Origin of the sequence: Allobosea sp. WAO (assembly GCF_001509835.1) — a bacterium.
Lineage (GTDB): Bacteria > Pseudomonadota > Alphaproteobacteria > Rhizobiales > Beijerinckiaceae > Allobosea.
Genome location: NZ_JXTJ01000012.1, coordinates 330431 through 357239 on the forward strand (window position 1 = coordinate 330431; position 26809 = coordinate 357239).

23 protein-coding genes and 1 pseudogene are annotated in these 26809 nt (G+C 67.2%); 11 read left to right on the forward strand and 13 right to left on the reverse strand.

Going from position 1 to position 26809, the window contains the following annotated elements; translation table 11 throughout:
• Positions 1–224 precede the first annotated feature (224 nt).
• The 4 genes from DK26_RS23115 to DK26_RS23130 all read left to right on the forward strand — a co-directional run bounded on the left by DK26_RS23115 (position 225) and on the right by DK26_RS23130 (position 6154).
• Entirely contained in the window at positions 225–2300 is a 2076-nt protein-coding gene (locus DK26_RS23115) for a 3-hydroxyacyl-CoA dehydrogenase NAD-binding domain-containing protein (RefSeq protein WP_066477603.1), read from the forward strand.
• A gap of 66 nt (positions 2301–2366) precedes the next feature.
• Positions 2367–3551, forward strand: coding sequence for an acetyl-CoA C-acyltransferase (locus tag DK26_RS23120; RefSeq protein ID WP_066477605.1), 1185 nt, complete (start codon positions 2367–2369; stop codon positions 3549–3551).
• Between the two features lie 106 nt (positions 3552–3657).
• On the forward strand, positions 3658–4854 hold the full coding sequence (locus DK26_RS23125; RefSeq protein WP_066477608.1) for an acyl-CoA dehydrogenase family protein: 1197 nt from the start codon (positions 3658–3660) through the stop codon (positions 4852–4854).
• Between the two features lie 151 nt (positions 4855–5005).
• Positions 5006–6154 (forward strand): acyl-CoA dehydrogenase family protein, encoded by a 1149-nt coding sequence (locus DK26_RS23130; protein ID WP_066477610.1) that lies wholly within the window; start codon positions 5006–5008, stop codon positions 6152–6154.
• Positions 6155–6161: 7 nt separating this feature from the next.
• Here the strand turns inward: DK26_RS23130 and DK26_RS23135 are convergent, their stop codons facing one another.
• On the reverse strand, positions 6162–6641 hold the full coding sequence (locus DK26_RS23135) for an Lrp/AsnC family transcriptional regulator (RefSeq protein WP_066477611.1): 480 nt from the start codon (positions 6639–6641) through the stop codon (positions 6162–6164).
• A gap of 182 nt (positions 6642–6823) precedes the next feature.
• Here DK26_RS23135 and DK26_RS23140 point away from each other — a divergent pair, with 182 nt between their 5' ends.
• Entirely contained in the window at positions 6824–7345 is a 522-nt protein-coding gene (locus DK26_RS23140) for a cysteine dioxygenase family protein (protein WP_066477613.1), read from the forward strand.
• A 19-nt stretch (positions 7346–7364) separates the two neighbouring features.
• On the opposite strand, the gene DK26_RS23145 is transcribed toward DK26_RS23140, so the two are convergent.
• Positions 7365–8045, reverse strand: coding sequence for a nitroreductase (locus DK26_RS23145; RefSeq protein WP_198162399.1), 681 nt, complete (start codon positions 8043–8045; stop codon positions 7365–7367).
• Positions 8046–8219: 174 nt separating this feature from the next.
• The gene (locus DK26_RS23150) at positions 8220–9932 is read right to left on the reverse strand and encodes a lysine--tRNA ligase (RefSeq protein ID WP_066477617.1); all 1713 of its coding nucleotides are present in this window, start codon (positions 9930–9932) and stop codon (positions 8220–8222) included.
• A gap of 179 nt (positions 9933–10111) precedes the next feature.
• On the opposite strand from DK26_RS23150, the gene DK26_RS23155 reads away from it, so the two are divergent.
• Positions 10112–11293, forward strand: a complete 1182-nt coding sequence (locus tag DK26_RS23155) for an amidohydrolase (protein WP_066477618.1) — start codon at positions 10112–10114, stop codon at positions 11291–11293.
• On the opposite strand, the gene DK26_RS23160 is transcribed toward DK26_RS23155, so the two are convergent.
• The 9 genes from DK26_RS23160 to uxaC form a co-directional block, all read right to left on the reverse strand.
• Complete coding sequence (locus DK26_RS23160; protein WP_248310080.1) at positions 11294–12190, reverse strand: transporter substrate-binding domain-containing protein; 897 nt, start codon at positions 12188–12190, stop codon at positions 11294–11296.
• A gap of 159 nt (positions 12191–12349) precedes the next feature.
• On the reverse strand, positions 12350–13819 hold the full coding sequence (locus tag DK26_RS23165) for a mannitol dehydrogenase family protein (protein ID WP_066477620.1): 1470 nt from the start codon (positions 13817–13819) through the stop codon (positions 12350–12352).
• Positions 13816–15096, reverse strand: a complete 1281-nt coding sequence (locus DK26_RS23170) for a TRAP transporter large permease (RefSeq protein WP_066477621.1) — start codon at positions 15094–15096, stop codon at positions 13816–13818. The genes DK26_RS23165 and DK26_RS23170 overlap by 4 nt, the downstream gene beginning before the upstream one ends.
• A gap of 3 nt (positions 15097–15099) precedes the next feature.
• On the reverse strand, positions 15100–15633 hold the full coding sequence (locus DK26_RS23175) for a TRAP transporter small permease (protein ID WP_066477623.1): 534 nt from the start codon (positions 15631–15633) through the stop codon (positions 15100–15102).
• A 192-nt stretch (positions 15634–15825) separates the two neighbouring features.
• Positions 15826–16809 carry a TRAP transporter substrate-binding protein gene (locus DK26_RS23180; protein WP_066477624.1) on the reverse strand — a complete coding sequence of 328 codons (984 nt, stop codon included), beginning with the start codon at positions 16807–16809 and terminating at the stop codon, positions 15826–15828.
• Positions 16810–16902: 93 nt separating this feature from the next.
• Positions 16903–17244 (reverse strand): cupin domain-containing protein, encoded by a 342-nt coding sequence (locus DK26_RS23185; RefSeq protein WP_066477626.1) that lies wholly within the window; start codon positions 17242–17244, stop codon positions 16903–16905.
• Positions 17241–18005 (reverse strand): 2-dehydro-3-deoxy-D-gluconate 5-dehydrogenase KduD, encoded by a 765-nt coding sequence (gene kduD, locus DK26_RS23190; protein ID WP_066477628.1) that lies wholly within the window; start codon positions 18003–18005, stop codon positions 17241–17243. The genes DK26_RS23185 and kduD overlap by 4 nt, the downstream gene beginning before the upstream one ends.
• Positions 18005–18856, reverse strand: a complete 852-nt coding sequence (gene kduI, locus DK26_RS23195; RefSeq protein WP_198162400.1) for a 5-dehydro-4-deoxy-D-glucuronate isomerase — start codon at positions 18854–18856, stop codon at positions 18005–18007. The genes kduD and kduI overlap by 1 nt, the downstream gene beginning before the upstream one ends.
• Positions 18853–20256, reverse strand: a complete 1404-nt coding sequence (gene uxaC / locus DK26_RS23200; RefSeq protein ID WP_066477630.1) for a glucuronate isomerase — start codon at positions 20254–20256, stop codon at positions 18853–18855. The genes kduI and uxaC overlap by 4 nt, the downstream gene beginning before the upstream one ends.
• 126 nt (positions 20257–20382) lie before the next feature.
• On the opposite strand from uxaC, the gene DK26_RS23205 reads away from it, so the two are divergent.
• The 3 genes from DK26_RS23205 to DK26_RS23215 all read left to right on the forward strand — a co-directional run bounded on the left by DK26_RS23205 (position 20383) and on the right by DK26_RS23215 (position 23974).
• Positions 20383–21162, forward strand: a complete 780-nt coding sequence (locus tag DK26_RS23205; protein WP_248310081.1) for a GntR family transcriptional regulator — start codon at positions 20383–20385, stop codon at positions 21160–21162.
• A 201-nt stretch (positions 21163–21363) separates the two neighbouring features.
• Positions 21364–22854 carry an ABC transporter substrate-binding protein gene (locus DK26_RS23210; protein ID WP_083533490.1) on the forward strand — a complete coding sequence of 497 codons (1491 nt, stop codon included), beginning with the start codon at positions 21364–21366 and terminating at the stop codon, positions 22852–22854.
• A 172-nt stretch (positions 22855–23026) separates the two neighbouring features.
• The gene (locus DK26_RS23215) at positions 23027–23974 is read left to right on the forward strand and encodes an ABC transporter permease (RefSeq protein ID WP_066477632.1); all 948 of its coding nucleotides are present in this window, start codon (positions 23027–23029) and stop codon (positions 23972–23974) included.
• 16 nt (positions 23975–23990) lie between these two features.
• On the opposite strand, the gene DK26_RS23220 is transcribed toward DK26_RS23215, so the two are convergent.
• Positions 23991–24317, reverse strand: a complete 327-nt coding sequence (locus DK26_RS23220; RefSeq protein ID WP_066477634.1) for a type II toxin-antitoxin system HicB family antitoxin — start codon at positions 24315–24317, stop codon at positions 23991–23993.
• A gap of 107 nt (positions 24318–24424) precedes the next feature.
• On the opposite strand from DK26_RS23220, the gene DK26_RS23225 reads away from it, so the two are divergent.
• Together DK26_RS23225 and DK26_RS28710 are read left to right on the forward strand one after the other, a co-directional pair.
• Positions 24425–25288 carry an ABC transporter permease gene (locus DK26_RS23225; protein WP_066477636.1) on the forward strand — a complete coding sequence of 288 codons (864 nt, stop codon included), beginning with the start codon at positions 24425–24427 and terminating at the stop codon, positions 25286–25288.
• A 28-nt stretch (positions 25289–25316) separates the two neighbouring features.
• Positions 25317–26722 (forward strand): annotated as a pseudogene (locus tag DK26_RS28710) (amidase).
• Positions 26723–26809: the final 87 nt, after the last annotated feature.

Here is a 26809-nt window from a genome sequence, read left to right on the forward strand (position 1 = left end):
GGCAGGCGGTTGCGGCGAACAGGTCGGGAGCGACGATGTTCGAGCGGTCGCGGGCGGTCAAGCGTTGCCGGCAATAATTCTGCGATGCGGAATGCTTCGTGGCTTCGCGACCTGGCCCGATGATCTGTGCTTGACAACGCCGTGCGCTCCCGCTCCCTAGCTGGGCCGTTTGCGCAAGAATATTCCGCTTTGCGGAATTGAAGCCGAGACCAAGGAGCCAGCCGATGCAGACCGTCCGGATCGCCCGTCAAGGTTCCGTCGCGGTGGCGACCATCGACAATCCGCCGGTCAATGCGCTCGGCGCGGCCCTGCGCCGCGATCTCGCGGCCGCGGTGAGCGAGGTCATGGCCGATCCGCAAATCGAGGCGCTGGTCCTTGCAGCGGCCGGCCGTGCCTTCATCGCCGGCGCCGACATCAGCGAGTTCGGCAAGCCCTTGGCCCAGCCGATCCTGCCGGAGGTGCTCGATCTCATCGAGAATGCATCGAAGCCGGTGGTCGCGGCGATCCAGGGCGTCGCCCTTGGCGGCGGGCTCGAAGTCGCGCTCGCCTGCCATGGCCGGGTCGCTCTGCCGTCGGCGAAGCTCGGCCTGCCCGAGATCAAGCTCGGCATCATTCCCGGCGCCGGCGGCACGCAGCGCCTGCCGCGCCTGATCGGTGCCGCCAAGGCCTTTCCGATGATGCTGTCGGGCGAGCCGGTCGCGGCGCAGAAGGCGCTCGATCTCGGGTTGGTCGACCTTGTCGTCGAGGGAGATCTCGTCGCGGCGGCCGCAGGCTTGGCGCAGGAACTCGCCGCGAAGGGCAGGCCGCGTAAGACCGGCGAGATCGCGGAAAAGCTGACGCAGGCCGATCGCGAGGCCTTCGAGGCGCTGGCCAGGGACGCAGCTGCCAAGTCCGGCGACATGCCGAACGCGATGGCGCTGATCGAGGCGGTGCGCGCTGCCTTCACGCTGCCGCTGGCCGAAGGCCTTGCCACTGAACGGGCCCTGTTCGCCAGGCTCGTCGTCGACGAGCGCTCCAAGGCGCTGCGCCATGCCTTCTTCGCCGAGCGCGAGGCGGCGAAGGTCCCCGGCATCGACGAGAGCGTCAAGCCGCGGCCGATCGCGCGCGCTGCGGTGATCGGTGCCGGCACCATGGGTGGCGGCATCGCCATGTGCTTCGCCAATGCCGGCATCCCGGTGACGCTGATCGAGACCTCGCAGGAGCAGGTCGAGAGGGGCCATGCCCGCATCCGCGACACCTATGGCTTCTCGGTGAAGCGCGGCTCGATGACCGAGGCGACGCGCGAGCAGCGCATGGCGCTGATCACGCCGGCGGTCGGCATCGCCGCCGCCGCGGAGGCCGATATCGTGATCGAAGCGGCTTTCGAGGAGATGGGCGTCAAGCGCGAGATCTTCGGCGCGCTCGACAAGGTCGCCAAGCCGGGCGCGGTCCTGGCCAGCAACACCTCCTATCTCGACCTGACCGAGATCGCCACGGCGACGACGCGTCCGTCCGATGTGCTCGGCATGCATTTCTTCAGCCCGGCCAATGTGATGAAGCTGCTCGAGATCGTGCGGCCGGAAGGCGTCGCCGCCGATGTGGTGGCGACCGCGATCGCGCTCGGGCGCCGGCTCGGCAAGGTGCCGGTCGTGGTCGGCAACTGCTTTGGCTTCGTCGGCAACCGCATGCTGGAGCAGCGCACCCGCGCCGCCGAGCGGCTGCTCGTCGCCGGCGCCCTGCCGCATGAGGTCGATGCGGCGCTGACCGGCTTCGGCTTCAAGATGGGGCCCTTCGCCATGTCCGATCTCGCCGGCAACGATATCGGCTGGCGCAGCCGCAAATCGCGCGGCAAGACGGCGGCCGTGGCGGATGCGATCTGCGAGCGCGGCTGGTTCGGCCAGAAGACCGGCCGCGGCTATTACCTCTATCCGGAAGGCGCGCGCGCCGGGCAGCGTGACCCGGAGGCCGAGGCGCTGATCGCCGATGTCTCGGCGAAGGAGGGCGTCGCCCGCCGCAGCTTCACCGGCGAGGAAATCCTGGCGCGCCTGCTCGACCCGATGGTCAACGAGGGCGCACGCATCCTCGAAGAGGGCATCGCGACGCGTTCCGGGGACATCGATATCGTCTGGCTCACCGGCTACAACTGGCCGGCCTGGCGGGGCGGGCCGATGCACTGGGCCGAGGCCGTCGGCCTCGACGTGATCGTCCGGCGGCTGGAGGAGCAAGCGGCGGAAAGCGGCGATACCTCGCTCGAGCCGGCGCCGCTGCTGCGCAGGCTCGCCGCCGAGGGCAAGGGCTTTTCGGCGCTTAAGGCGGCGTAGGAGACATTCCTGTCGGCCGTTCGGACGAAGACAGATCAGATCATCGATAGAGGACATCCTAGCGCCATGACCGAAGCCGTCATCGTCTCGACCGCCCGCACGCCGATCGGCAAGGCCCATCGCGGCGCCTTCAACCAGGTGCGCGGCGCCGACATGGCCGCCCATGCGATCCGTCACGCGATGGCACGGGCGAAGCTCGAGCCGGAGGCGGTCGAGGAAGTCGTGATGGGCTGCGGTTATCCGGAGGCCGCCACGGGCCTCAACGTCGCGCGCCATGCCGCGCTGGTCGCCGGGATTCCCGTGCAGTCGGCGGGCGTCACGGTCAGCCGCTTCTGTGCCTCGGGGCTGGAGGCTATCGCTCATGCGGCGCGGCGCGTCGTGATGGACGGCGTGCCGGTCGCGGTCGGCGGCGGCGTCGAGTCGATCAGCCTCGTGCAGCCGGTGACGAGGCGCGATCTCGCCATGAACGACTGGCTCACCGCCAACAAGCCCTCGATCTACACGACGATGATCGAGACGGCCGACAATGTCGCGCAGCGCTACGGAATCTCGCGCGAGGCACAGGACGCCTTTTCGCTGGAAAGTCAGCGCCGCACCGCCGCCGCCCAGCAGCGCAGGCTCTTCGACGACGAGATCGTGCCGATGAGCGCGATGATGGCGGTGACCGACAAGGCGACCGGCGAGGTCCGCCAGGAGGAGGTGACGCTAGCGAAGGACGAGGGCAACCGGCCGGACACGACGCTGGAAGCGCTCGCCAAGCTGAAGCCGGTGCGCGGCGAGGACCAGTTCATCACCGCCGGCAATGCCAGCCAGCTCTCGGACGGCGCCTCGGCCAGCGTGGTGATGTCGGCGCAGGAGGCGAAGCGCCGCGGGCTGGAGCCGCTCGGCATCTTCCGGGGCTTTGCCGCCGCCGGCTGCGAGCCCGACGAGATGGGCATCGGCCCGGTCTTCGCGGTGCCGCGCCTGCTCGAACGCAACGGTCTCAAGGTCTCCGACATCGACCTCTGGGAGCTGAACGAGGCCTTCGCCTCGCAGTCGCTCTATTGCCGCGACCAGCTCGGCATCGATCCCGAGAAGGTCAACGTCAATGGCGGGGCGATTGCGATCGGCCACCCCTTCGGCATGAGCGGGGCGCGCCTCGTCGGCCATGCGCTGCTGGAGGCCCGCCGGCGCAAGGCACGCTATGCGGTCGTCACCATGTGCGTCGCCGGCGGCATGGGCTGCGCCGGACTGTTCGAGATCAATTCGTAAGCGAGCGCGATGGTCGGGCCTGACCGACCATCTCGGAAACCAGCATTCGCGTCAGGAGATTCTCGGGTCTGCGCTTCGCTTCGCCCGAGAATGACGGGAGGTACCCATGGACCTGCGCTTCACGCCCGAGGAACTGGCTTTCCGCGATGAGGTGCGCCGGTTCTTCCGCAACGAGATCCCGGCCGAGATCCGGCGCAAGGTCTCGGAAGGGCGCGGGCTGACGCGCGAGGATTATGTCACCTCGCAGCGGATCATGAACGCCAAAGGCTGGGCGGTGCCGCACTGGCCCAGGGAATGGGGCGGGCAGGACTGGACGGCGATCCAGCGCTACATCTTCACCGAGGAGATGCTGCTCGCCGCCGTGCCGCTGCCGCAGCAGTTCAACTGCTACATGGTCGGTCCGGTGATCGCCGCCTTCGGCTCGCAGGCGCAGAAGGAGCGGCACCTGGCCCGCATCGCCAATCTCGACGACTGGTGGTGCCAGGGCTTCTCCGAGCCCGGTGCGGGCTCCGATCTCGCCTCGCTCAAGACCAAGGCGGTGCGCGAGGGCGAGCACTACATCGTCGACGGCCAGAAGACCTGGACGACGCTCGGCCAGCATGCCGACTGGATATTCTGCCTGGTGCGGACCGATCCGGCGGCTAAGAAGCAGGCCGGCATCTCCTTCCTGCTGATCGATATGAAGACGCCGGGCATCACCCTGCGGCCGATCATCACTCTGGAAGGCCGGCACGAGGTCAACGAGGTCTTCTTCGACAAGGTCAGGGTGCCCGCCGAAAACCTCGTCGGCGAGGAGAACAAGGGCTGGGACTATGCCAAATTCCTGCTTGCCAATGAGCGCACCGGCATCGCCCGAATCGGCCTCTCCAAGGAGCGCATGGCAAGGATCAGGCGTCTCGCGCAGGAGATGCCGGCGGGCGAGGGCACGATGTGGGCGGATCGCGACTTCCGCGAGCGCTTCGCCGGGGTCGAGATCGAATTGAAGGCGCTGGAGATCACCCAGATGCGGGTCGTCGCAGCCCAGGCGCGCGATCCCGGCAGGCCGGACCCGGCTTCCTCGATCCTGAAGATCAAGGGCTCGCAATTGCAGCAGGCGACGACGGAACTCCTGCTCGAAGTCGCCGGCCCCTTCGCATTGGCGGCGCCCGAGCGCGGCGCGGAGCCGACCAATGACTGGCCCTTCGACTATGAATGGGCCGATGCGGCCGCCACGAGCTATTTCAACAACCGCAAGGTCTCGATCTATGGCGGCTCGAACGAGATCCAGAAGAACATCATCGCCAAGGCGGTGCTGGGCTTGTGAAGCCACCATGCCTCAGCCCTCATCCTGAGGAGCCGCGTCGCGGCGTCTCGAAGGATGCTTCCGGAAAGCACTGGAACATCCTTCGAGACGCGGGCGATGCCCGCTCCTCAGGATGAGGGCTGGAATTCCCTGCTGCTGACAGGAAATCACCATGGATTTCGACCTCTCCCTCGAACAGGCGCAGCTCAAGGACGGCGTCGAGCGGCTGATCGCGGCGAACTACCCTTCGCTGGAGACGCGCCAGAAACTCGCCCGCGAACCGCTCGGCTTCTCCGAGCGGGGCTGGGCGCAGTTCGCCGAGATGGGTCTCCTGGGCATTCCGTTCAGCGAGGCGGAGGGCGGTTTCGGCGGCGGGCCGGTCGAGACGCTGGTGGTGATGGAGGCGCTCGGCAAGGGGCTGGCGCTGGAACCCTACCTTGCGAGCGTGGTGCTCGGCGGTGGCGCCCTGCGGCTCGCCGGCTCGGCCGAGCAGAAGCGGCGGCTGATCCCGGCCGTGGTCGAAGGTTCGCTGCGGCTCGCGCTCGCCCAGACCGAGAAACAGGCGCGCTACGACCTCAACGACATCGCCATGACGGCGCGCAAGGTCGAGGGCGGCTATCTGCTGGATGGCGCCAAGAGCGTCGTGCTCAACGGCGACAGCGCCGCGCTCATCGTGGTCAGTGCCCGGACGGCCGGCGCGCGCCGCGATGCGCAGGGGATCAGTCTCTTTCTGGTGCCGGCCGATGCGCCGGGCCTGCGGATCACCGGCTATGCGACGCAGGATGGCGGGCGGGCTGCCGAGATCGGCCTTTCCGGGGTGCGGGTCGCCGATGCGGATCTGCTGGGGGAGGAGGGCAAGGGCCTGCCCGTGCTGCAGCGCCTCTCCGAGTACGCGATCGCGGCTCTTGCCGCCGAGGCTGTCGGCGCGATGGCGGCGTTGCATGCGCTGACCGTCGACTATCTCAAGACCCGCACGCAGTTCGGCATGCCGATCGGCAATTTTCAGGTTCTGCAGCACCGGGCCGTCGATATGCTGATCGCGCTCGAACAGGCGCGTTCCATGGCCTTCTATGCCGCGATGATGGTCGAGCATCCCGAGGCGCAAGAGCGCGCTGCGGCACTGTCGGCGGCGAAGGTCCAGGTCAACCGCTCCTGCCGCCTCGTCGGGCAGGAGGCGGTGCAGCTCCATGGCGGCATCGGCATGACCATGGAGTATATCGGCGCGCACTACTTCAAGCGCCTGACCATGATCGAGAGCCTGTTCGGCGACACGCCGCATCATCTGCGCCGGGTCGCGGCGGCCGATGGGCTGATGGCCTGAGCCGGGTTCAGCGTCCCTCGGCCGCGAAGCCGAGCGGGATCGCCGAGGTCGATTTCAGCTCTTCCATCGCGAACATCGAAGTGACGTCGCTGAGGTCGATGCGCGAGATCAGCTTCTTGTAGAGCGCGTCATAGGCGGCGATGTCGGAGACATAGGCCTTGAGCAGATAGTCGATCTCGCCGCTCATCCGGTAGAAGTCGACGATCTCCGGCAGATCGTGCACCGCCGTGTGGAAGCGCTCCAGCCATTCCATCGAATGCCTGGAGGTCTTGACCGCGATGAAGACGGTGACGCCGGCGCTGAGCTTGTCGCGGTCGAGCAGCGCGACCCGACGCCTTATATAGCCGGCCGCTTCGAGCTTCTGGATGCGCCGCCAGCAGGGTGTCGAGGAAAGTCCCACGGCTTCGGCGATATCGGCCAGCGGCAGGCTCGCATCCGCCTGCAGCAGCGCGAGGATGCGCAGATCGAAGCTGTCGAGCTTGGCCAAGGGACTTCTCCGAGGCTGGAATGAAAACTGTCTGAAATTATCTGTGTGAGAATCTGATGCTCGTTGCAATTCGATTATTGGTATCAATTTTCAATTTTCGTGGGTTTTGGCGTGAGGTAGCAAATCCTTCCCCTTGAGCCCGACCTATCATACCCCGGCAATCGCGACCGGGAGATCAGGGCATGCAGGGATTCCTCAACGAGGAGCGGCGCGGGGCGGTATTGCGCGGCCTGCGGACCGATGAGGGGACCTGCTCGCGCGACTATCTCGCGGCGGCGCGTGCCGTTCTGCATGAACTCGTCGCGATCCCCGAACTGGTCCAGCGCCTGCCGCTGCTGCGCAAGCCTGGCGGCTATGCCCGCAATCTGCTCGTCGGCGACGATGCCGTCAGCGTCTGGGCCATGGTCTGGGCCGAGGGCGCGACGACCTCGATCCACGATCATCACTGTTCCTGCTGCTTCGGCGTCGTCTCCGGCACGGTGTCAGAGACTTGGTACCGCGCCGTCGACGCGACCCGTGCGGTGCCGACCGAGGAGCACGACCGGCTGGCGGGCTACGTCGCCTGCATGCTGCCGACGGGCCCGAACATCCACCGCATGCAGAATCGCGGACCGGGCGAGGCGATCTCGATCCATATCTACGGCTTCGATCACGAGGCCCACAGCTCCTCGATCGAAACCGAATACACCGCTGTCGCCGGCTGAAGGTCGCCGGCGCCGAGGTTCAGTCCAGCCAGCTCGTAAAACCTTCGACCGGCTCGCGCTCCGGCACCAGCCGGTTGGCGGGGGCGTCGGGGTCGGCCTTGCCGAGAGCGATGCCGCAGACCACGACCTCGCTTTCAGGGATCGCAAGCTCGCGCCGCACCACCGGGTGAAAGCGCGCGAAGATCGCCTGCGGGCAGGAATCGAGGCCATGCGCCTGGGTGGCGATCAGGAAGGTCTGCACGAACATGCCGAGATCGAGCCAGGAGCCGATCTCGAGGTCACGGTCGATCGTCACCATCAGGGCCACCGGCGCGCCGAAGAAGCGCAGATTGGCCTTTGTCTGGCGCTTCATGCCTTCATGATCGCCGCGGACGACGCCGAGCAGGGAATAGAGATCCCAGCCGACCTTGCGGCGGCGCGAGAGATAGGGCTCGCGGAAGGTCTGGGGATAGTAGCGATACTCCTCCTCAGCCGGCAGGTCAGGAGAATCGAGTGCCGCGATCAGTCCCTGTTCCAGCCGGGTGCGAGCTTGCGGGCCGAGCACCCGCACGCGCCAGGGCTGCATGTTGGTGCCGCTCGGCGAGCAGGCTGCAAGCTCAAGCAGGCGACGGACCAGCGCCGGATCGACGGGATCGGGCAGGAAGGCGCGGATGGCGCGGCGGCTCTCGATGGCGCGTTCGACAGTCGCGGCGTCGGTCATCGGTTGCTCCATCTACAGCGTACCTTTGAGGCGCGGTCCTCATCCTGAGGAGGCCTGCAAGGCCGTCTCGAAGGATGCTCCAGTTGGCTCCTCATCACGCTGGAGCATCCTTCGAGACGCCGCTGACGCGGCTCCTCAGGATGAGGCGTTGCGAGGGGCAACCTTCCGGTGACCTCAGCCCGCTTTGCGGGCTGCGACGAAGTCCTCATGCTCGCGCAGGAGATCGCCGGCGAGCGCCTTGGCGATCAGCTTGCGGGTGTTTTCCAGCCCGTAGATCGCCGCGAAGGAGCCGAAGCGCGGGCCCTGCTCCTCGCCGAACAGCACCTGATAGATAGCCTTCCACCATTCGCCGGTGACGGCGGGACGCTCCGGCGTCGCGCTCTTGGCCTGGAAGTTCTGGTAGCGCGGGATGGTGCGGGCGATGTCGAGAGCCGTGTCCTGCACGGTTTCGGCCGAGGCGTCGGCCGGCAGGGCGGCCAGTGCGTCGGCGAGCGCAGCGAAGGCCTCGCGCTCAACATCGTCAGGCAGACGGTAATGCTTGGCCGGCTTAACGAAGTCGCGGAAATAGGCGATCGCGTAGCCGACTAGCGCATCGAGGCGGGGATGGGTTTGCGCCGAGACATCCGGCGCATAGCGCTGCAGGAAGGCCCAGAGCACCGCCTTGTCCTCGGAATTGGCGACGGCGACGAGGTTGAGCAGCAGGCCGAAGGTGATCTGCGTGCGGGTGGCGTTCTCGCCCGAACCGGCCTGCGCCACCAGCTCCGGAGCCGGCGGATTGCCGGCATGGATGTGCCAGGCCGGGTTGCCGAGCCGGTTCTTCCAGTCCTGGCGCTCATAGCCGCCGAGGAACTGGAGATACTCGTCGACGGCGCGCGGGATCACGTCGAAATGCAGCTTCTTGGCCTCGCGCGGCCGCGAATACATGAACAGCGCCAGGCTTTCCGGCGAGCCGTAGTCGAGCCATTCCTCGATGGTCAGGCCATTGCCCTTCGACTTCGAGATCTTCTGGCCCTGCTCGTCGAGGAAGAGCTCGTAGTTGAAGCCTTCCGGCGGCGTGCCGTCGAGGGCGCGGGCGATCTGCGAGGAAACCTTGACGGAGTCGATCAGGTCCTTGCCGGCCATCTCGTAATCGACGCCGAGCGCCACCCAGCGCATCGCCCAGTCCGGCTTCCATTGCAGCTTGGCATGGCCGCCCGTGACCGGGGTGGTGAAGCGCTCGCCGGTCGCGGGGTCGGTCCAGGTGATGGTGCCGGCCTCGACGTCGCGCGCCTCGATCGGCACCTGCATGACGATGCGGGTCTTCGGGTGGATCGGCAGGAAGGGCGAATAGGTCGCGGCGCGCTCCTCGCGCAGGGTCGCCAGCATGATCGACATGACCTTGTCGAAGCGGGCGAGCATCTTGAGCAGGGTCGCGTCGAACTCGCCGGCGCGATAGGCGTCGGTCGACGACTTGAACTCGTAGTCGAAGCCGAACTGGTCGAGGAAGGCGCAGAGGCGGGCATTGTTGTGCCGGCCGAAGGAGTCATGCGTGCCGAACGGGTCCGGCACCTCGGTCAGCGGCTTGCCGAGATGCTGCGCCAGCAGCTCCTTGTTCGGGACGTTGTCCGGGACCTTGCGCAGGCCGTCGAGATCGTCCGAGAAGGCGATCAGCCGGGTCGGGATGGCGTCATCGGTCAACACGCGAAAGGCGTGGCGCACCATCGAGGTGCGGGCGACCTCGCCGAAGGTGCCGATATGCGGCAGGCCCGACGGGCCGTAGCCGGTCTCGAACAGGACCTCCTTCTTGCCCGATTTCTGCAGCCGCGCGACGAGCTTCTTCGCTTCCTCGAACGGCCAGGCGGCCGAGACGCGGGCGGCTTCGATCAGCGCGGGTTCGAAAGCGGACATTTGGCCTGAGGTCCTCGCAAATGCGGCAGGGGAGCGGGCGGTTTCGCAGATATGCGTGGGCGGCGTCAATGCGCTGTCGCGCCTCGGCTGCCCCCGCAAGGATGCCTTGCCGGAGCAGGGGAGGGGTATAGGCTGTGCCGGCCCAAGCCTTACGGGCAGAAGCCTGAAAGGATGCCGCATTGGACCGCGACCTGCACGACACACTCACCGCCTGGCGCCAGCACCTGCACGCCAATCCGGAACTGTCGCGGTACGAACAGAGCACCAGCGCCTTCATCCAGGAGAAGCTCCGTGAGCTCGGCGTGCCCTTCACCGCCAATATCGGCGGGCACGGCGTCGTCGCGACGCTGAAGCGCGGCAGTTCCGACCGCAGCGTCGGCCTGCGCGCCGATATCGACGCCTTGCCGATCAAGGAGGCCAACGACCTGCCCTACGCTTCCCAGAAAGCGGGGGTGATGCATGCCTGCGGTCACGACGGCCATACCGTGTCGCTGCTCGGGGCGGCGGCGCTCCTGCTGCGCGACGAGAGCTGGAGCGGAACGGTGCAACTGATCTTCCAACCTTCCGAGGAAAACGGCGCCGGCGCGCGGGCGATGATCGCCGACGGGCTGTTGGAACGCTTCCCGATGGAGCGGGTCTTCGGCTTCCACAACTGGCCGGGGCTGGAGGCCGGCACGGTGCAGGTGCATCGCGGGCCGGTGATGTCCGATCCCGGCAAGTTCGAGATTACGCTGCACGGCACGGCCGGCCATGCCGCCAAGCCCGACCTGACGCGTGACCCGATCGTCGCCGCCGGCCACCTCATCGTCGCATTGCAGACCATCGTCGCCCGCAATGTCGAGCCGATCGACAGCGCGGTCGTCTCGATCGGGGCGATCAAGGGCGGCACGGTGCACAACCAGATCCCGGACAGCGTCATCCTGAAAGGCACGTTCCGGACCTATCGCCTGCCGGTGCGCGAGCGCGTGATGGCGAGGATCAGGCAGATCAGCGAAGGCATCGCCGAAACCTTCGAGATGCGGGCCGAGGTGATGCTCACCGCGATGGGGGCGCCGACGGTCAACAGCGAGATCGAGGAAGAGCTGGCGATCGCGGCGGCGAAGAGCGCCGGGCTCTCGGTCCGGCGCGATCTGCCGCCGAGCACGGCGTCGGAGGATTTCCCGATGCTGACGCAGGGTCGGCCGGGTGCCTATGTCTGGATCGGCAACGGTCCGGCGCAGCATGGCGGCGAGCTGCACAATGAGCGCTACAATTTCAACGACGCGATCCTGCCGGCGACCGCGGGCTGGATGGCGGCGGTGGCGCGCCAGGCACTGCAGGGCGAGCGCAGCAACGCCTCGGCCGCGACCGCCGGGGACTGATCAGAACGGGCTCACCGGAAAGAAGCGGATGAACAGGCGCGCATAGGTGCCGTCGTCCCAGAGCGACTGCAGCGCATAGTCGATGGCACGCTTGAGCGGCAGCTCGTCCTTGCGCAGCAGGAAACTGACGCCCTCGCCGAAATAGCGCGATTCCAGATAGGGGCCGCCGGCGAAGGCGAGCTCGTTGCCGCCCCGGCCGGCGAGGGCGAGCGCCAGGGCAAAGCCGTCGCCGAAGACATATTCGGCGTCGCCGCTGCGCAGCAGGGTCAGCCCCGCCAGCATGTCCACGACCTCACGGCGCTGCACGAAGGGCGCGAGCTGCTCGAGGAAGGCCTGATGGGCGGTGCCGGCGATCACGGCGACGCGCTTGCCCTGGAGTGCGACGAGGTCGAGATCGGCGCGCGCATTGCCGCGCGTCGTGACGAAGCGGGCGGGCGAGCGGTAATAGAGATGGCTCGCTGCGAAGCGCTCGCGCAATTCGCGGGTGACCGGGATGGCGGCGGCGAGCACATCGCCGCGGCCCTCGGCGAGCGAGTCGAGCAGGGTGTCGAAGCGGCGGGCCTGCACCGTGCAGGTTATGGCGAGCTTCTCGCAGACGGCGCGGGCGAGCTCGACCGAGAAGCCGGTGACGCCGCCCTCGGGCGTCGCGAAGTGCATCGGCGGGAAATCGTCGTCGGCGAGGAAGCGGATCACCCGCGGCGGGCCGGGATCGGGCCGCTCGAGCCGGACATTCGGATCCCAGAAGTTCGGCACGACGTAAGATGAGGCAGGTTGCGCCTGTGCCATCGCTCCGCCCGAGGGCAGGAGCAGCAGAGCGGCGAGGGCGCTGGCGGCAAGCGCTTTGGTGATGCGGGCGATCATCTCCCGCATCTGGCGCCAGGGCGTGGCAGGGATCAAGAGGGATGCGCCACGCGCGAGTCGTCCCGGGCGACCGCAGGGAGATCCGGGACCCATGCCTGAACCTCGCCGATAAGGGCTCAGGCATGGGTCCCGGATCGGCGCCACTTCGTGGCTTGCCCGGGACGACTCGAGGTTTGCGGGAGTGGCAGTCTGAGCTTACCCCAGTGCTGCGGCCGTCGCCTTCGCGCCCTTCTGGAACAGGCTGCCGAGATGGTCGGCCACCGCCTGCGTGAAACGCTGCTCGCGCGGCAGGTCGTTGCCGAATATCGCGCCGAGATCGAACATGGCGGTGCTCAGTGCCGCGGCATTGCGGCCGGCGGCCTTGGCGCGCGCAGCGAACTCCGCGGCGAGGGGATCGCGCACGTCGATAGCGGCGCCCTTCTCGTCGGTGCCGGCGACATAGGACATCCAGGCAGCGACGCCGAGCGCGAGGCGGTCGATCGGCGCGCCGGCCTTCAGCCGCTCGCGGATGGTGCCGAGCAGGCGCTGCGGCAGCTTCTGCGAGCCGTCCATGGCGATCTGCCAGGTGCGGTGGCGGATCGCCGGGTTCTGGAAGCGGGCGAGCAGATCGCCGGCGTAAGTTCCAAGGTCGACGCCCTGCGGCGCCGGCACGGTCGGGATGATCTCGCTCCAGAGCCCCTGCAGGAAGCGGGCGAAGACCGGATCGCAGCTGGCATCGGCGACCGTCTCATGGCCGGCGAGATAGCCGAGATAGGCGAGGCTCGAATGCGCGCCGTTGAGCATGCGCAGCTTCATGAACTCGAAGGGCGCGACCTCCGAAACCATCTGGGCGCCGGCCGCATCCCAGCGCGGCCTTCCAGCGGCGAAGACGTCCTGGATCGCCCATTGCCGGAAGGGCTCGCCGATCACCGGGGCCGCGTCGTCCTGGCCGAGCAGGCTCGCCACCTCGGCGATGTCGGCATCGGTGGTCGCCGGTACGATGCGGTCGACCATGGTCGAGGGGAAGGCGCCGTTGGTCTCGATCCAGGCGGCGAGCTTGTCGTCGCGCAGCGCCGCGAAATCGCGGACGAGGCCGGCCAGGACATGGCCGTTGGAGGGAAGGTTGTCGCAGCAGAGTGCCGTGAACGGCCCGAGGCCGGTAGCCTTGCGGGCGGTGAGACCGGCGACGATCAGGCCGACGGCCGAGCGCGGCGCGCCGGGATTGGCGAGGTCGTGGACGATGTCGGGATGGTCGGCCTTGAGCCTGCCGGTCGCCGGATCGTGGCAATAGCCCTTCTCGGTGACGGTCAGCGAGACGATTTTCGTCTCGGCCGAGGCGAGTTTCGCGACCAGCGCCTGCGGGTTCTCGGGCGCGACGAGCACGTCGAGCACCGAGCCGATGACGCGCAGCTCAGGGCCGGCCGGAGCGCGCTTCAGGAAGGTGTAGAGCCCGTCCTGCGGCTTCAGCCGGTCGCGCTGGTCGGGCCGCTGCAGGCTGGCGCCGATGATGCCCCAGGCGCCGAACTCGGTCTCCAGCGCATCGTCGGTGAACTCGCAGAGATGGGCGCGGGCGAAGGCGCCGAGCCCGAGATGGACGATGCCGGGCTCAAGCTTGCTGCGGTCATAGCCCGGGCGCCGGACGATGGCGGGGAGGGCGGCGAGCGTGGCGGAAGACAGGCGCGTCAATGGAACAGCCTCGGCAGCCAGAGGGAGAAGCCCGGCACATAGGTCACCAGCAGGAGCACGGCAACCGATGCACCATAGAAGGGCCAGATCGTGCGCATGGATTCGCCGATCGAGATGCGTCCGATGGCGCAGGCGACGAACTGCACCGAGCCGACCGGCGGGGTGTTGAGACCGATGCCGGCATTGAGGATCAGGATCACGCCGAAATGGATCGGGTCGACGCCGAAGGCCTTGACCACGGGCAGGAAGATCGGCGTGCAGATGATGATCATCGGCGCCATGTCCATGAAGGTGCCGAGCACCAGCAGGATCAGGTTGATCATCAGGAGGATGACGAGTGGATTGTCGGAGACCGCCTTCATCGCCGCGATCGTCGCCTGCGGCACCTCGAGGAAGGCCATCAGCCAGCCGAAGGCGCCGGCGGTGCCGATCACCAGCAGCACCATGGCGGTGGTGCGGACGGCACCCAAGGTCGCCTCGACGAAGGCGGTCCAGGTCAGCTGGCGATAGACCAGGATGGTGACGAGGATCGCATACACGACAGCAACGCAGGAGGATTCCGTTGCGGTGAAGACACCGGAGCGGACGCCGCCGAAGATGATGCCGATCAAGAGGATGCCGGGTGTCGCGACGACGACGTAGCGGCCGACGGCTGCAAAGCCCGGAAAGGCCTCGCGCGGATAGCCGCGCTTCACCGCGACCGCCCAGGCGGCGACCATCAATGCGCCACAAAGCATCAGCCCGGGCACGATGCCGGCGGTGAACAGGTCGGCGATCGAAATGTTGCCGCCCGCCGACAGCGAATAGATGATCATGTTGTGCGAGGGCGGGATCAGGAGCGCGATGATCGCCGCATTCGCCGTGACGTTGACGGCATAGTCGGCGTCATAGCCGCGCTTCTTCATCTGCGGGATCATCAGGCCGCCGACGGCCGAGGCGTCGGCCACGGCCGAACCGGAAATACCGCCGAAGAGCGTGCAGGTCACGACATTGACCTGCCCGAGGCCGCCGCGCAGATGCCCGACCAGGCTCGACGCCATCTGGATCAGACGTTCGGCGATGCCGCCGCGGATCATCAGGTCGCCGGCATAGATGAAGAACGGGATCGCCATCATGGCGAAGGCGTTCATGCCGGAATTCATCTGCTGGAAGACGACGACCGGCGGCAGGCCCATATAGGCGACGGTCGCGACCGAGGCGATGCCGAGGCAGAAGGCGACGGGTACGCCGATCAGAAGCAGCAGCGAGAAGGTGCCGAAGAGAACCCAGAGTTCCATGGCTCAGACCTCCTGCTCGGAGCCGAAATGGCCGAAGCCGAGCGGGGCCTGTGTCAGGCCGGTGACGAAGAGCAGCATCTTCTCGAGCGCGAACAGGGCGATCAGCCCGCCGCCGGCGGCGATCGGGACATAGTCCCAGCCGCGCGAGATGCCGATGATCGGCATGCGGTCGCTCCAGGTGCCGATGGCGAGCTGAGTACCATAGACCAGCATGGCGAGGCCGAAGGCGCAGACCAGCCCCTCGCCGATCAGGATGAGGACTGTGCGCAGCGGCGGCGGCGACATGACGAGCCCGACTTCGAAGCCGAGATGGTCGCTCTCGCGCACGCCGACGGCGGCCCCGAGCAGGATGAACCAGGACATCAGGAAGAGCGAGCCGGCCTCGACCCAGATCGGCGTGTCGTTGAGGACGTAGCGGCCGAACACCCCCCAGGCGACCATGATGGTCATCAGGACGAGGCCGGTTCCGGCGGTGAACAGCGCGTAGAGGCTGAGCTTGGCGCCGAGGCGCGTGAGAGACGCTGTGAAGGCGTGCATGGGATGTCCAAGAATGGGTGCCGGTCGTTCAGGCTCAGCCCTCATCCTGAGGAGCCGCGAAGCGGCGTCTCGAAGGATGGCTCCAGCGATCCCCGGATCATCCTAGCGGGGCGCGATCTGCGATCGCTCCTGAGGATGAGGGCCTGCTCGATAAAAGAACGGGGCAGCCCGGAGGCTGCCCCGCCATTCAGCTCACTTCACCGCCTGGATCGCGGTGACCATTTCCTTGAGCTTCGGATCGGTGACGAACTTGTCGTAGACCGGCTTCATCGCGTCGATGAAGGGCTGCTTCTCGACCGCGTTGATCTGGGCGCCGCCGGCCTTGACCTTGGCTTCCGAAGCCTTCTCGCGGGCGTCCCAGAGCTCGCGCATCTTGGCGACGGATTCCTTGGCAGCCGTCTTGATCAGCGCCTGATCGGCGGCGTTGAACTTGTCGAAGGACCGCTTCGACATCACCAGCACTTCCGGAGAGAGCGAGTGCTCGGTCTGCGAATAGAACTTCGAGACCTCGAAGTGCCGGGTCGATTCATAGGACGGCCAGTTGTTCTCGGCGCCGTCGATGACGCCGGTCTGGAGCGCCGAATAGACCTCGCCGAACGGCATCGGCGTGGCATTGGCGCCGAGCGCCGAGACGAGGGCGACGAACATGTCCGACTGCTGGACGCGGATCTTCATGCCCTTCATGTCGGCGGGCGTGTTGATCGCCTTCTTGGAGTTGTAGAAGGAGCGCGAGCCGGAATCGTAGAAGGCGAGGCCGATCAGGTCGTGCTTCTCGAAGTCCTTCAGCAGGTTGTCGCCGATCGGGCCGTCCATGACCTTCCGCATATGGTCGACAGAGCGGAAGATGAAGGGCAGCGACGGCACGTTGGTCGCCGGGATCAGATTGTTGAACGGCGCCATGTTGATGCGGTTCATGTCGATGACGCCGAAGCGCGTCTGGTCGATCGTGTCCTTCTCCTGGCCGAGCTGGGCCGAGTGGAAGACGTTGATCTTGATGCGGCCCTGGGTGCGCTCGTCGAGCAGCTTGCCCATGTGGCGGACGGCTTCGACCGTCGGATAATCTGTCGGATGGATGTCGGTGGAGCGCAGGGTGACGTTCTGCGCCTGCGCCGACATGCTGAGGCTGGTGATGAAGGCCGCGCCCGCAAGCGCGGCGAAATGCCGTCTCGTGATCATGTTGAAGTCCCTCCCGTTTGAAATTCGCCGGATTTTCCGGTCGTTCTTGCCCGTGGTGGGCGCCCTGCCGGCGGAAGGCCGGCGCGGCGGTGTCTAGAGAAATTCCTCCCGCATCGGCGTGAAGGAATCGACGAGCTGCCCGGCCTCGATGGCGACGACGCCATGGATGAGGTTCGCCGGCACGAAGAAGCTGTCGCCGGCGGAAAGCCGGCTGGTCTCACCATCGATGGTGACGTCGAAGACGCCGCTCTCGACGAAGCAGGCCTGGCGGTGCGGGTGCTGATGCGGCTTGCCGACCGCGCCCTTCTCGAAGGCGACGCGCACCACCATCAGGTCCGGTCCGTAGCCCATGATCTTGCGCTTGATGCCGGGATCGGTCGCCTCCCAGGCGATATCCGCATCATGCTGGAAGAAGGCGTTGAGACGGTCGGTCATCTTGCCAGCCAGCCTCCGTCGACAGGAAGGATCGCGCCGTGGATGTAGGAAGCGGCGTCGCTCGCCAGGAACACGGCCGCGCCGCCGATATCCGAGGGCTTGCCCCAGCGCCCGGCCGGAATCCGGCCGAGGATCGCGGCGTTGCGCTCGGGATCGGCACGCAGTGCTTCGGTGTTGTTGCTCTCGACATAGCCGGGCGCGATGGCATTCACATTGATACCCTTGGCTGCCCATTCGCAGGCGAGGAGCCGGGTCAGGCCGGCTAGCCCGCTCTTGCTCGCCGTATAGGAGGCGACGCGGATACCGCCCTGGAAGGAGAGCAGCGAGGCGATGTTGACGATGCGGCCGGTCCGGCCAGCGGCGAGGGCGGCTTTGGCGAAGGCCTGGGCCAGGAAGAAATTGGCCTTGAGGTTGAGGTTCATCACCTCGTCCCAGTCGCTCTCGCTGAAGTCGAGCGCGTCGGCCCGGCGTATGATGCCGGCATTGTTGACGAGGATGTCGAGCGGGCCGGCGAGGTCCTGAGCTTCGTCGATGACGCGGCCGGCAATACCGTTCTGCTGGAGATCTGCCTGGAGCGGCAGGCAGGTTCCGCCGGCCTCGGCGATCAGCTTCTGCGTTTCCGCCATGCTTGAGCGGCCGGCTGCGACCACGGTCGCGCCGGCCTGCGCCAGCGCCAGGGCAATGCCCTGGCCTATGCCGGTATTGGCGCCGGTGACCAGCGCCCGGCGGCCTTCCAGCGAGAAGGGCGAGCGCGTCACCATCAGCGCAGGGTCTCCACCGGGGCGGCGTCCATGTCGGTGAACTCGACATTGTCGCCGGCCATCGCCCAGACGAAGGCGTAGTTCGAGGTGCCGCAGCCGCAATGGATCGACCAGTTCGGCGAGATCACCGCCTGCTCGTTGGCGACGAGGATGTGGCGGGTCTGCTGCGGCTCGCCCATGAAGTGGAAGACGCGATGGGCCGGGTCGAGGTTGAAGTAGAGATAGGCCTCCATACGCCGCGTATGGGTGTGGCAGGGCATGGAGTTCCAGACCGAGCCCGGCTCCAGCGCGGTCATACCCATCACCAGCTGGTTGGTGCCGGTCGAGTTCGGCATGATGTATTGCCGGATGGTGCGCTTGTTCGAGGTCTCGGCCGAGCCGAGATGCAGGGTGTTGGCCTCGTCCTTGCGAATGAGCTGGTGCTTGGCCTCGCGATGGGCCGGAGCGCTGGTCAGGTAGAACTTGGCCGGGTTCGCCGGGTCGGCGCTGGCGAAGGAAACCTCCTTCGCGCCGAGGCCGACATAGAGTGCGTCGAGACTCGGCAGGTCGAAGCGCTCGCCGTCGACACTGACCGAGCCGGCACCGCCGAGATTGATCACACCGAGCTCGCGTCGCGCCAGGAAGAAGGGCGTGCCGGTCGGCGGGAAGGGGTCGAGCGTCAGGGGCTTGGCCGCCGGCATCGCGCCGCCGACGATCATGCGGTCGTAATGGCTATAGGTCAGCGCGATCTCGCCTTGCACGAAGATGCGCTCGATCAGGAAATCCTGGCGCAGTGCCTCGGTGTCGTAGCCGCGCACATCGCGCGGATGGGCGGCCTGGCGTTCGTCGATCCTGCTGGTCGCGGCGGTCACAGCTTGTAGGCCTCCTTGGCCAGGCGATAGGCGAGGTCATGGGCGACTTCCGCCGCCTCGTCCTCGTCGAGCCGGTGCTCGGCGACGAGCTTGGCGAGGTAGTGGCAGTCCATCCGGCGGGCGACGTCGTGGCGCGCCGGGATCGAGAGATAGGCGCGGGTGTCGTCGTTGAAGCCGACCGTGTTGTAGAAGCCGGCCGTCTCGGTGGTCAGCTCGCGGAAGCGCAGCATCGCCTCGGGCGCATCGAGGAACCACCAGCCCGGCCCGAGCTTCAGCGCCGGATAGTGGCCGGCGAGCGGGGCGAGCTCGCGCGAATAGACGGTCTCGTCGAGGGTGAAGGCGATGACGGTGAAGCCGGGCTCGTTGCCGACCGCGTCGAGCAGCGGCTTCAGCGCCGAGACATAGTCCAGCCCGCGCGGGATGTCGCAGCCCATGTCGCGGCCGAAATGCTCGAACAGATGCGGGTTGTGGTTGCGGTAGGAGCCCGGATGGATCTGCAGGACGAGCCCGTCATCGAGGCTCATCTTGGCCATTTCGGTCAGCATCTGGCCGCGGAAGAGGTCGGCATCCTCGGCTGAGAACTTGCCCTTCAGGATCTTGGCGAAGAGCTTCTCGCATTCGGCCTGGGTCAGGTTGGCGGTGCGCGCCGTGGCATGGCCGTGGTCGGAAGAGGTCGCCCCGCGCGCGATGAAATAGGCGCGGCGCTTGCGATGGGCTTCGAGATAGCCGTTCCAGCTCGCGGTATCCTCGCCGGTCAGCTCGCCGAACTGCTCGAGATTGCCTTTGAAGCCCTCGAATTCGGGATCGACGACGCTGTCGGGCCGATAGGCGGTGACGACCTTGCCGCCCCAGCCGGAGTCCCGGATCATGTCGTGCCATTTCAGCGCGTCGAGCGCGCCTTCGGTGGTCGAGATCGCCTCGATCTTGAAGCGCTCGAACAAGGCCCGCGGGCGGAACTCGCCCTGCTCCAGCTGCTCGGCGATGCGGTCATAGATCCTGTCGGCATTGTCGGCGCTGAGCCGCTCGCGGATGCCGAAGATCGTGTTGGCTGCATGCTCGAACCAGAGCCTGGTCGGCGTGCCCCTGAACAGGTGCCAGTTGCTGGCGAAGAGCTTCCAGATCTTGCGCGGATCTCCCTCGACCTCGCCGCCATCCTTGCGGGCGATGCCGAGCTCTTCGAGCTTGATGCCCTGGGAATAGAGCATGCGAAAGATGTAGTGGTCGGGCTTGACGAACAGCGTCGCCGGATCGGGAAACGGCTTGTCCTCGGCGAACCAGCGCGGGTCGGTGTGGCCGTGCGGCGAGATGATCGGCAGGTCGCGAATGCCGGCATAGAGGCGGCGCGCAATGCCGCGCGTCACCGGTTCGGCAGGCAGAAGACGATCGTCGTGCAGCAGCATCGCTGGCGTTTCCTCTTATGGCCGTGACCATAGGCACGGCGCTGTGTCGCGGTCAATATACTAATATACTAGTACGTCAAACGGAGTCGTGTTAGTCGATGTCAACGACAGGCGTCGACTCGCGTCATGTCTTATTCGGGAGGCGACAATCATGGCCGGGGCGAGGCGATGTCGGAAGCCGTGAGCGGTCGCGAGGCCGGTGCGGGCCGGCGCGAGCGGCGACCGCAGCGCATGGCTGCCGTCCCCGCGGGACGGGCGACCGCCGCCGCGATGGTGCAGGATGAACTCCGGCGCGAGATTCTCGACATGGAGCTGCGGCCGGGCGCGCCGCTCTCGGAAAAGGAGCTGACTGCCCGTTTCGGGATGAGCCGCACGCCGGTGCGCGAGGCGCTGATCCGGCTGAAGGAGGAGGGGCTGGTCGAGATCTTCCCGCAGGCCGGCACCTTCGTCGCGCGCATCCCGATCGGAGCGATCCCGGAGGCGGTGTTCATTCGCCAGGCGCTGGAATGCGCCACGGTCGAGCTGCTGGCCGAGCGGGCGAGCGCCGAGGACGTCGCGCGGCTCGACGCGACGATCGCGCGCCAGCACGAAGCCTTCGATGCTGGCGATCAGGAGAGCTTTCACCGCGCCGACGAGGCCTTCCATGAGGCGCTGGCGCAGGGCGCCGGCTATCCCGGCGTCTGGAAACTCGCCCAGGCCGCCAAAAGCCAGATCGACCGCTGCCGGCGCATGACCCTGCCGGTGCCCGGGCGCATGGAGATGGTCATCCGCGAGCATCTCGCCATCGTCGACGAAGTCCGGCGCCATGACGCGCAGGCCGCGATCGCGGCGATGCGCCAGCATCTCGGCACGCTCCTGCCCGATCTCGTCCATCTGCAGGCGAGCAATCCGGATTATTTCGTCTAGAATCCTCCGCGAGCCTCATCCTGAGGAGCCGCGAAAGCGGCGTCTCGAAGGATGCTCCAGATGCCTCGGGCGCCTTCTGAAGCATCCTTCGAGACGCGGCCTTGCGGCCGCTCCTCAGGATGAGGGCTGATAGGTAACCCCGCTCTTGCCTCCCGCTTCGTTCCCGCGCCATCTTGCGCCGCCAAATCAGGGAGGTGAACGATGACGACGCGGCGCGATCTTCTGGCGGGAGTGGGTGTTGCCGCGCTCGCCACCCCGTTTCCGCTGCGGGCCTTCGCGCAGGCGAAGGACAGCGTCGTGATCGGCATGACGCTCGAGCCGCCGACGCTTGATCCGACCTCCGGCGCGGCGCAGGCGATACGCGAGGTCGTGCTGCAGAACATCTTTGAAGGCCTCGTCGCGATGGATCGCACCGGCAAGATCGTGCCGGCGCTGGCCGAGAGCTGGACGGTCTCGCCCGACGGCCTGACCTATACCTTCAAGCTGCGCGGCAATGCCCGTTTCCATGACGGCACGCCCTTCTCGGCGCGCGACGTCAAGTTCTCCTTCGAGCGTGCCGTCGCGCCTGATTCGACCAATGCCCAGCGCTGGATCTTCACGCCGATCGCCGCGATCGAGGCGCAAGATCCGTTGACGGTCGTGATCAAGCTGAAGCAGCCGACGGCGAATTTCGTCTATGGCCTCGCCTGGGGCGACGCGATCATCGTCTCGCCGGCGACGGCGGCGGACAACAAGACCAAGCCGGTCGGCACCGGCCCATTCAAATTCGCGCGCTGGAACCGCGGCGACCGGCTCGAATTCGAGCGCAATGCCGAGTATTGGGGCCCGAAGCCGGCGCTGGCCAAGGCGGTGTTCCGCTTCATCGGCGATCCGCAGGCGCAGGTCGCGGCGCTCCGGGCCGGCGACATCGACGCCTTCACCAATCTCTCGGCGCCGGAGGCGATCCCGCAGCTCAAGGCCGATCCGAAGCTCAAGGTCACGCTCGGCAAGACCGAGGGCGAGACCATCCTCGCCATCAACAACGCCAAGGCGCCGTTCAGCGATGTCAGGGTTCGGCAGGCGATCGCGCTTGTGCTCGATCGTAAGACCATTGCGCTCGGCGTCTACGGCTTCGATCTCGACTATATCGGCAGCCATTTCTCGCCGCTGCACCCGGCCTATGTCGATCTCACCGGCACCTATCCGGTCGACATCGCCAAGGCGAAGAGCTTGCTCGCGGCGGCGGGCTTCCCGAACGGCTTCTCCTGCACGCTGCGCCTGCCGCCGCCGGCCTATGCGCGGCGCGGCGGCGAGATCATCGCGGCCTTGCTGGCGCAGATCGGCATCAACGCTTCGATCGAGCCGTTGGAATTCCCGCAATGGCTGGAGCGGGTCTTCCGGGGCAAGGATTTCGACCTCACGGTGATCGCCCATACCGAGCCGCTCGACATCGGCAATTATGCCCGCGACGACTACTACTTCCAGTACAAGAACCCCGAGTTCAAGGCGTTGATGGCCAGGATCGACGTGACGATCGACGAGACCGAGCGCAACAAGCTCTACGGCGAGGCGCAGCGCATGCTGGCGCGCGACGCGGTCAACGGCTTCCTTTTCATCCTGCCGAAGCTGACGGTGACCAAGGCCGACCTCGAAGGCATGTGGACCGACTGGCCGCTGCCGCTGACGCCGCTGGCGGAGGTGCGCTGGCGCTGACCCCATTGGGCGAGCCGCTCATGACATCCTCCTCGTCATCCCGGGCGGCCGAAGGTCGACCCGGGATCCATCGAAGGCCTCCGTGCTCTATGATGGATTCCGGCGCTCCGCTGCGCTGCGGCCGGAATGACGGCGCAGGAGGGATTGCGTTGCTCGCCACAGGGAACGTCCCGTGACCGCCTATCTCCTGCGCCGGCTTCTGGCCCTGGCAGCGACGCTGCTCGGCGCCGCGCTGGTGATTTTCCTCGTGCTCGAAATCCTGCCGGGCGATCCGGCGGCGGTGACGCTCGGCCTCAATGCGGCGCCCGAAGCTCTGGCGGCGCTGCGCACGGAAATGGGGCTCGACCGGCCGGCGCCGGTGCGCTTCCTCACCTGGATCGGCGGGCTCCTCACCGGCGATCTCGGCCTCAGCTACACCTATCGCGTGCCGGTGACGCAATTGATCGGCGAGCGCATGATGGTGACGCTGCCGCTGGCCGCGATGGCGATCCTGCTGGCAATGGCGATCGGCATTCCGCTCGGCGCCGTCGCGGCGGCGCATCACAATCGGCCGGGCGATGCTGCGGTGATGGTCTTCGCGCAGGCCGGCCTCGCGATTCCGAACTTCTGGTTCGGCCTCCTGCTGGTGCTGGTCTTTTCGGTCGGCACCGGCTGGCTGCCGGCCGGCGGCTTCCCCGGCTGGAGCACGGGGCTCGTGCCGGCCTTCAAGGCGCTGCTGTTGCCGGCGATCGCGCTCGCTCTGCCGCAGGCGGCGATCCTGGCGCGCGTCACCCGGGCAGCGATGCTGGAGACGATGCAGGAAGATTATGTCCGGACCGCCCGGGCCAAGGGGGTGAGCCGGCGCCGCACCATGCTGCGCCATGTGCTGCGCAATGCGCTGATCCCGGTCGTCACCATTCTGGGCTTGCAGTTCTCGGTGCTGATCGCCGGCGCGATCATCATCGAGAACGTCTTCACCCTGCCGGGGCTTGGGCGACTGGTCTTCCAGTCGATCGCCCAGCACGACCTGATCGTGGTCAAGGACCTCGTCATGCTGTTCTGCACGCTGGTCGTGCTGATCAATTTCCTGGTCGAATTGCTCTATGGCGTCATCGACCCGCGCCTGCGGCAGGCGGATTGACGCGATGGCGCAGCTTTCAATGCCAGCCGAGGCCGATGCGGGCGGCGCCAGCCGGAACGAAGGGGCGCGGCTCGAGATCGGGCAGCTCGACCGGCACGATTTGGACCGCCTCGACGATATCCCCGGCGAAATCCGGATCGACGCGCAGTGCCGACAGTGGGCGCGGCTCGGGAACGGCGAGGCCGTCCTCGACCATCGCGGCGACATGCCGGGCAAGCGCGCGGCTGCCGCGGCGCACGGCTTCGTCAAGGCTGTCGGCGGAGCAGATGCAGCCCGGGAAATCCGGGAAGCTGATGCCGAAGACGCCGGCCGACTGGTGAATGAGCGCGATGACGCGCGGCATAGCCTGAACCTCCTCTCGAACGGACGAATGCTCAGCCCATTGGCTTGCCCGACCATAGCCCAGTTCGCTCTGCCGAGGTGGCGTAACTGCGGCAGGAGCCGTGCGACATGAGGCCGCCGCCGCTCGTCGTATCGGGGCGTACGCGACGCTGGTGGGCCAGCCCATCCTTCCTTGCCGGCCTCTTCCTCGCCGGGCTCGTCGTCGCAGCGGCGCTGACTTCTTACGTCTGGACGCCCTATGATCCCAAGCAGATGGCGATCCTCAAGCGGCTGCGGCCGCCCTCGGCCGAGCACTGGTTCGGCACCGACCAGTTCGGCCGCGACGTCTTCTCGATGATCATGGTCGGCGCCCGCAATTCGCTGGCGGTCGGCCTCGGCGCTGTCGGCCTCGGCCTGACCGTCGGCAGCGCGCTCGGTCTGGTTGCGGCGATGCGGCGCGACGGGCTGCTCGACAATCTGATCATGCGCATGGCCGATTTCAGCCACGCCTTTCCGGCCGTGCTTTCGGCGATCATGATCAGCGCGGTCTGGGGGCCGGGCATGATGAATGCGGTGATCGCCATCGCGATCTACAGCCTGCCCTATTTCGCGCGGCTGGCGCGGGGAGCGGCGCTGCAATGCTGGGCGCTCGACTATGTGCTGGCGGCGCGCGCCGCCGGGCTGCGGGAAATCACCATCACCCGGTTGCACATCCTGCCGAACATTGCGGGGGTGCTGGTGGTGCAGGCGACGATCCAGTTCGCGCTCGCCATCCTCGCCGAGGCCGGCCTGTCCTATCTCGGGCTCGGCACGCAACCGCCGAACCCGTCCTGGGGCCGCATGCTCAACGAGGCGCAGACCTTCATGGCGGCACAGCCCTGGCTCGCCATTTTCCCGGGCATGGCGATTGCGCTTTCGGTGCTGGCTTTCAACCTGCTCGGCGACGGTCTGCGCGACGCGGTCGACCCGCGCACGCGGCGTTCGCGGGATTAAGTTCGGACATGCTTGCGGAGGCTTTCCCATGATCGAGTTCGCCGATCTCAGCGCCGTCGACATGCTCAAGGCCTTCCGCTCGCGCGAGCTCTCGCCGGTCGAGGTCACCGAGGCGGTGATCGCGCGGATCGCTCAATGGGAGCCGTCGCTCAACGCGCTCTACGCTTATGATCCCGAAGGCGCACGAGCTGCCGCCAAGGCGAGCGAGGCGCGCTGGCGCCGGGGCAAGGCACTGGCGCTCGACGGCGTGCCCTGCACGATCAAGGAGAACATCGCGACAAAGGGTGTGCCCGTGCCGCTCGGCACGGCGGCGATGGAGTTTGCCCCCGCCGCAGCCGACGCGCCGCCGGCACAGCGCCTGCGCGAGGCGGGCTGCGTCATCCTCGGCAAGACCACCATGCCGGACTACGGTATGCTCTCCTCGGGCCTGTCGAGCTTCCACGAACTCGCCCGCAACCCGTTCGACCTCTCGAAGAACCCCGGCGGCTCCTCGGCCGGTGCGGCGGCGGCTGGCGCGGCCGGCTATGGGCCTTTCCATGTCGGTACCGATATCGGCGGCTCGATCCGCCTGCCGGCCGGCTGGTGCGGGCTCGTCGGGCTGAAGCCGAGCTTCGGCCGCGTGCCGATCGACCCGACCTATTACGGCCGTGTCGCCGGGCCGATGACGCGCACGGTCGCCGATGCAGCGCTGATGATGCGCGAACTCTCCAAGCCAGATGAGCGCGACCCGATGAGCTTGCCGCCGCAGGAGATCGCCTGGCTCGACCTCGAGCGCGATCCGCGCGGGCTCCGGATCGGACTCCAGCTGGAGGCCGGCATCGGCCTGCCGATCGAGCCGGAGGGAGGGCGGCGATCGTCAAGGCGGCCGATGCGTTCCGAACGGCAGGGGCGATCGTCGAGATCGCGCCGCCTTTCCTGACCCGAGACATGCTCGACGGGCTCGACGATTTCTGGCGCCAGCGCGCCTGGGCCGAGATCGGAGGCCTGCCGAAGGAGAAGCAGGACAAGGTGCTGCGCTATATCTACGCTTGGGCCGAGCGCGGCCGTGTCCTTACAGGCGCACAGGTGCATCGCGGCATGAGCCAGATGTTGGCGATCCGCCATGCAGCGCTGAAAGCCGCTGCCCCCTTCGACTACGTGCTTTCGCCGGTCTCGCCGGTGCCGAGCTTTGCCGCCGAACTGGCTTCGCCGATCCACGATCCCGAGCGGCCCTTCGAGCACATCGTCTTCACCGTCGCCGCCAACATGTCGGACCAGCCTTCGGTCTCGGTGCATGCCGGCATGACCGCGTCAGGCCTGCCGATCGGCCTGCAGATCACCGGAAGACGCTTCGACGATCTCGGCGTGCTGCAGATGGCGCGGGCCTGGGAACAGCTGCGCGGCGAGGCGCCGGAATGGCCGCGGGCGCCGGAGGCTTCGCGCGAGGCCCGCTGAGCATGCACTATCCCTTCTTCCCTTGCGGGAGACGGCCAGTGTGGGGGACGCGTAACCTCGCCGTCCTGCTCGCCCTTGTGGCGAGCA

Excerpts from the sequence above, each read along its gene's own strand:
- uxaC (WP_066477630.1), bottom strand. The coding sequence starts at position 20,256 with ATGCTGCTGCACGACGATCGTCTTCTGCCTGCCGAACCGGTGACGCGC.
- DK26_RS23205 (WP_248310081.1), top strand. The coding sequence starts at position 20,383 with ATGTCTTATTCGGGAGGCGACAATCATGGCCGGGGCGAGGCGATGTCG.
- DK26_RS23180 (WP_066477624.1), bottom strand. The coding sequence starts at position 16,809 with ATGATCACGAGACGGCATTTCGCCGCGCTTGCGGGCGCGGCCTTCATC.
- DK26_RS23145 (WP_198162399.1), bottom strand. The coding sequence starts at position 8,045 with ATGACCGACGCCGCGACTGTCGAACGCGCCATCGAGAGCCGCCGCGCC.
- DK26_RS23120 (WP_066477605.1), top strand. The coding sequence starts at position 2,367 with ATGACCGAAGCCGTCATCGTCTCGACCGCCCGCACGCCGATCGGCAAG.
- DK26_RS23185 (WP_066477626.1), bottom strand. The coding sequence starts at position 17,244 with ATGACCGACCGTCTCAACGCCTTCTTCCAGCATGATGCGGATATCGCC.
- DK26_RS23130 (WP_066477610.1), top strand. The coding sequence starts at position 5,006 with ATGGATTTCGACCTCTCCCTCGAACAGGCGCAGCTCAAGGACGGCGTC.
- DK26_RS23150 (WP_066477617.1), bottom strand. The coding sequence starts at position 9,932 with ATGTCCGCTTTCGAACCCGCGCTGATCGAAGCCGCCCGCGTCTCGGCC.
- DK26_RS23210 (WP_083533490.1), top strand. The coding sequence starts at position 21,364 with ATGACGACGCGGCGCGATCTTCTGGCGGGAGTGGGTGTTGCCGCGCTC.
- kduD (WP_066477628.1), bottom strand. The coding sequence starts at position 18,005 with ATGGTGACGCGCTCGCCCTTCTCGCTGGAAGGCCGCCGGGCGCTGGTC.
- DK26_RS23125 (WP_066477608.1), top strand. The coding sequence starts at position 3,658 with ATGGACCTGCGCTTCACGCCCGAGGAACTGGCTTTCCGCGATGAGGTG.
- DK26_RS23140 (WP_066477613.1), top strand. The coding sequence starts at position 6,824 with ATGCAGGGATTCCTCAACGAGGAGCGGCGCGGGGCGGTATTGCGCGGC.
- DK26_RS23225 (WP_066477636.1), top strand. The coding sequence starts at position 24,425 with ATGAGGCCGCCGCCGCTCGTCGTATCGGGGCGTACGCGACGCTGGTGG.
- DK26_RS23220 (WP_066477634.1), bottom strand. The coding sequence starts at position 24,317 with ATGCCGCGCGTCATCGCGCTCATTCACCAGTCGGCCGGCGTCTTCGGC.
- DK26_RS23175 (WP_066477623.1), bottom strand. The coding sequence starts at position 15,633 with ATGCACGCCTTCACAGCGTCTCTCACGCGCCTCGGCGCCAAGCTCAGC.
- DK26_RS23170 (WP_066477621.1), bottom strand. The coding sequence starts at position 15,096 with ATGGAACTCTGGGTTCTCTTCGGCACCTTCTCGCTGCTGCTTCTGATC.
- DK26_RS23115 (WP_066477603.1), top strand. The coding sequence starts at position 225 with ATGCAGACCGTCCGGATCGCCCGTCAAGGTTCCGTCGCGGTGGCGACC.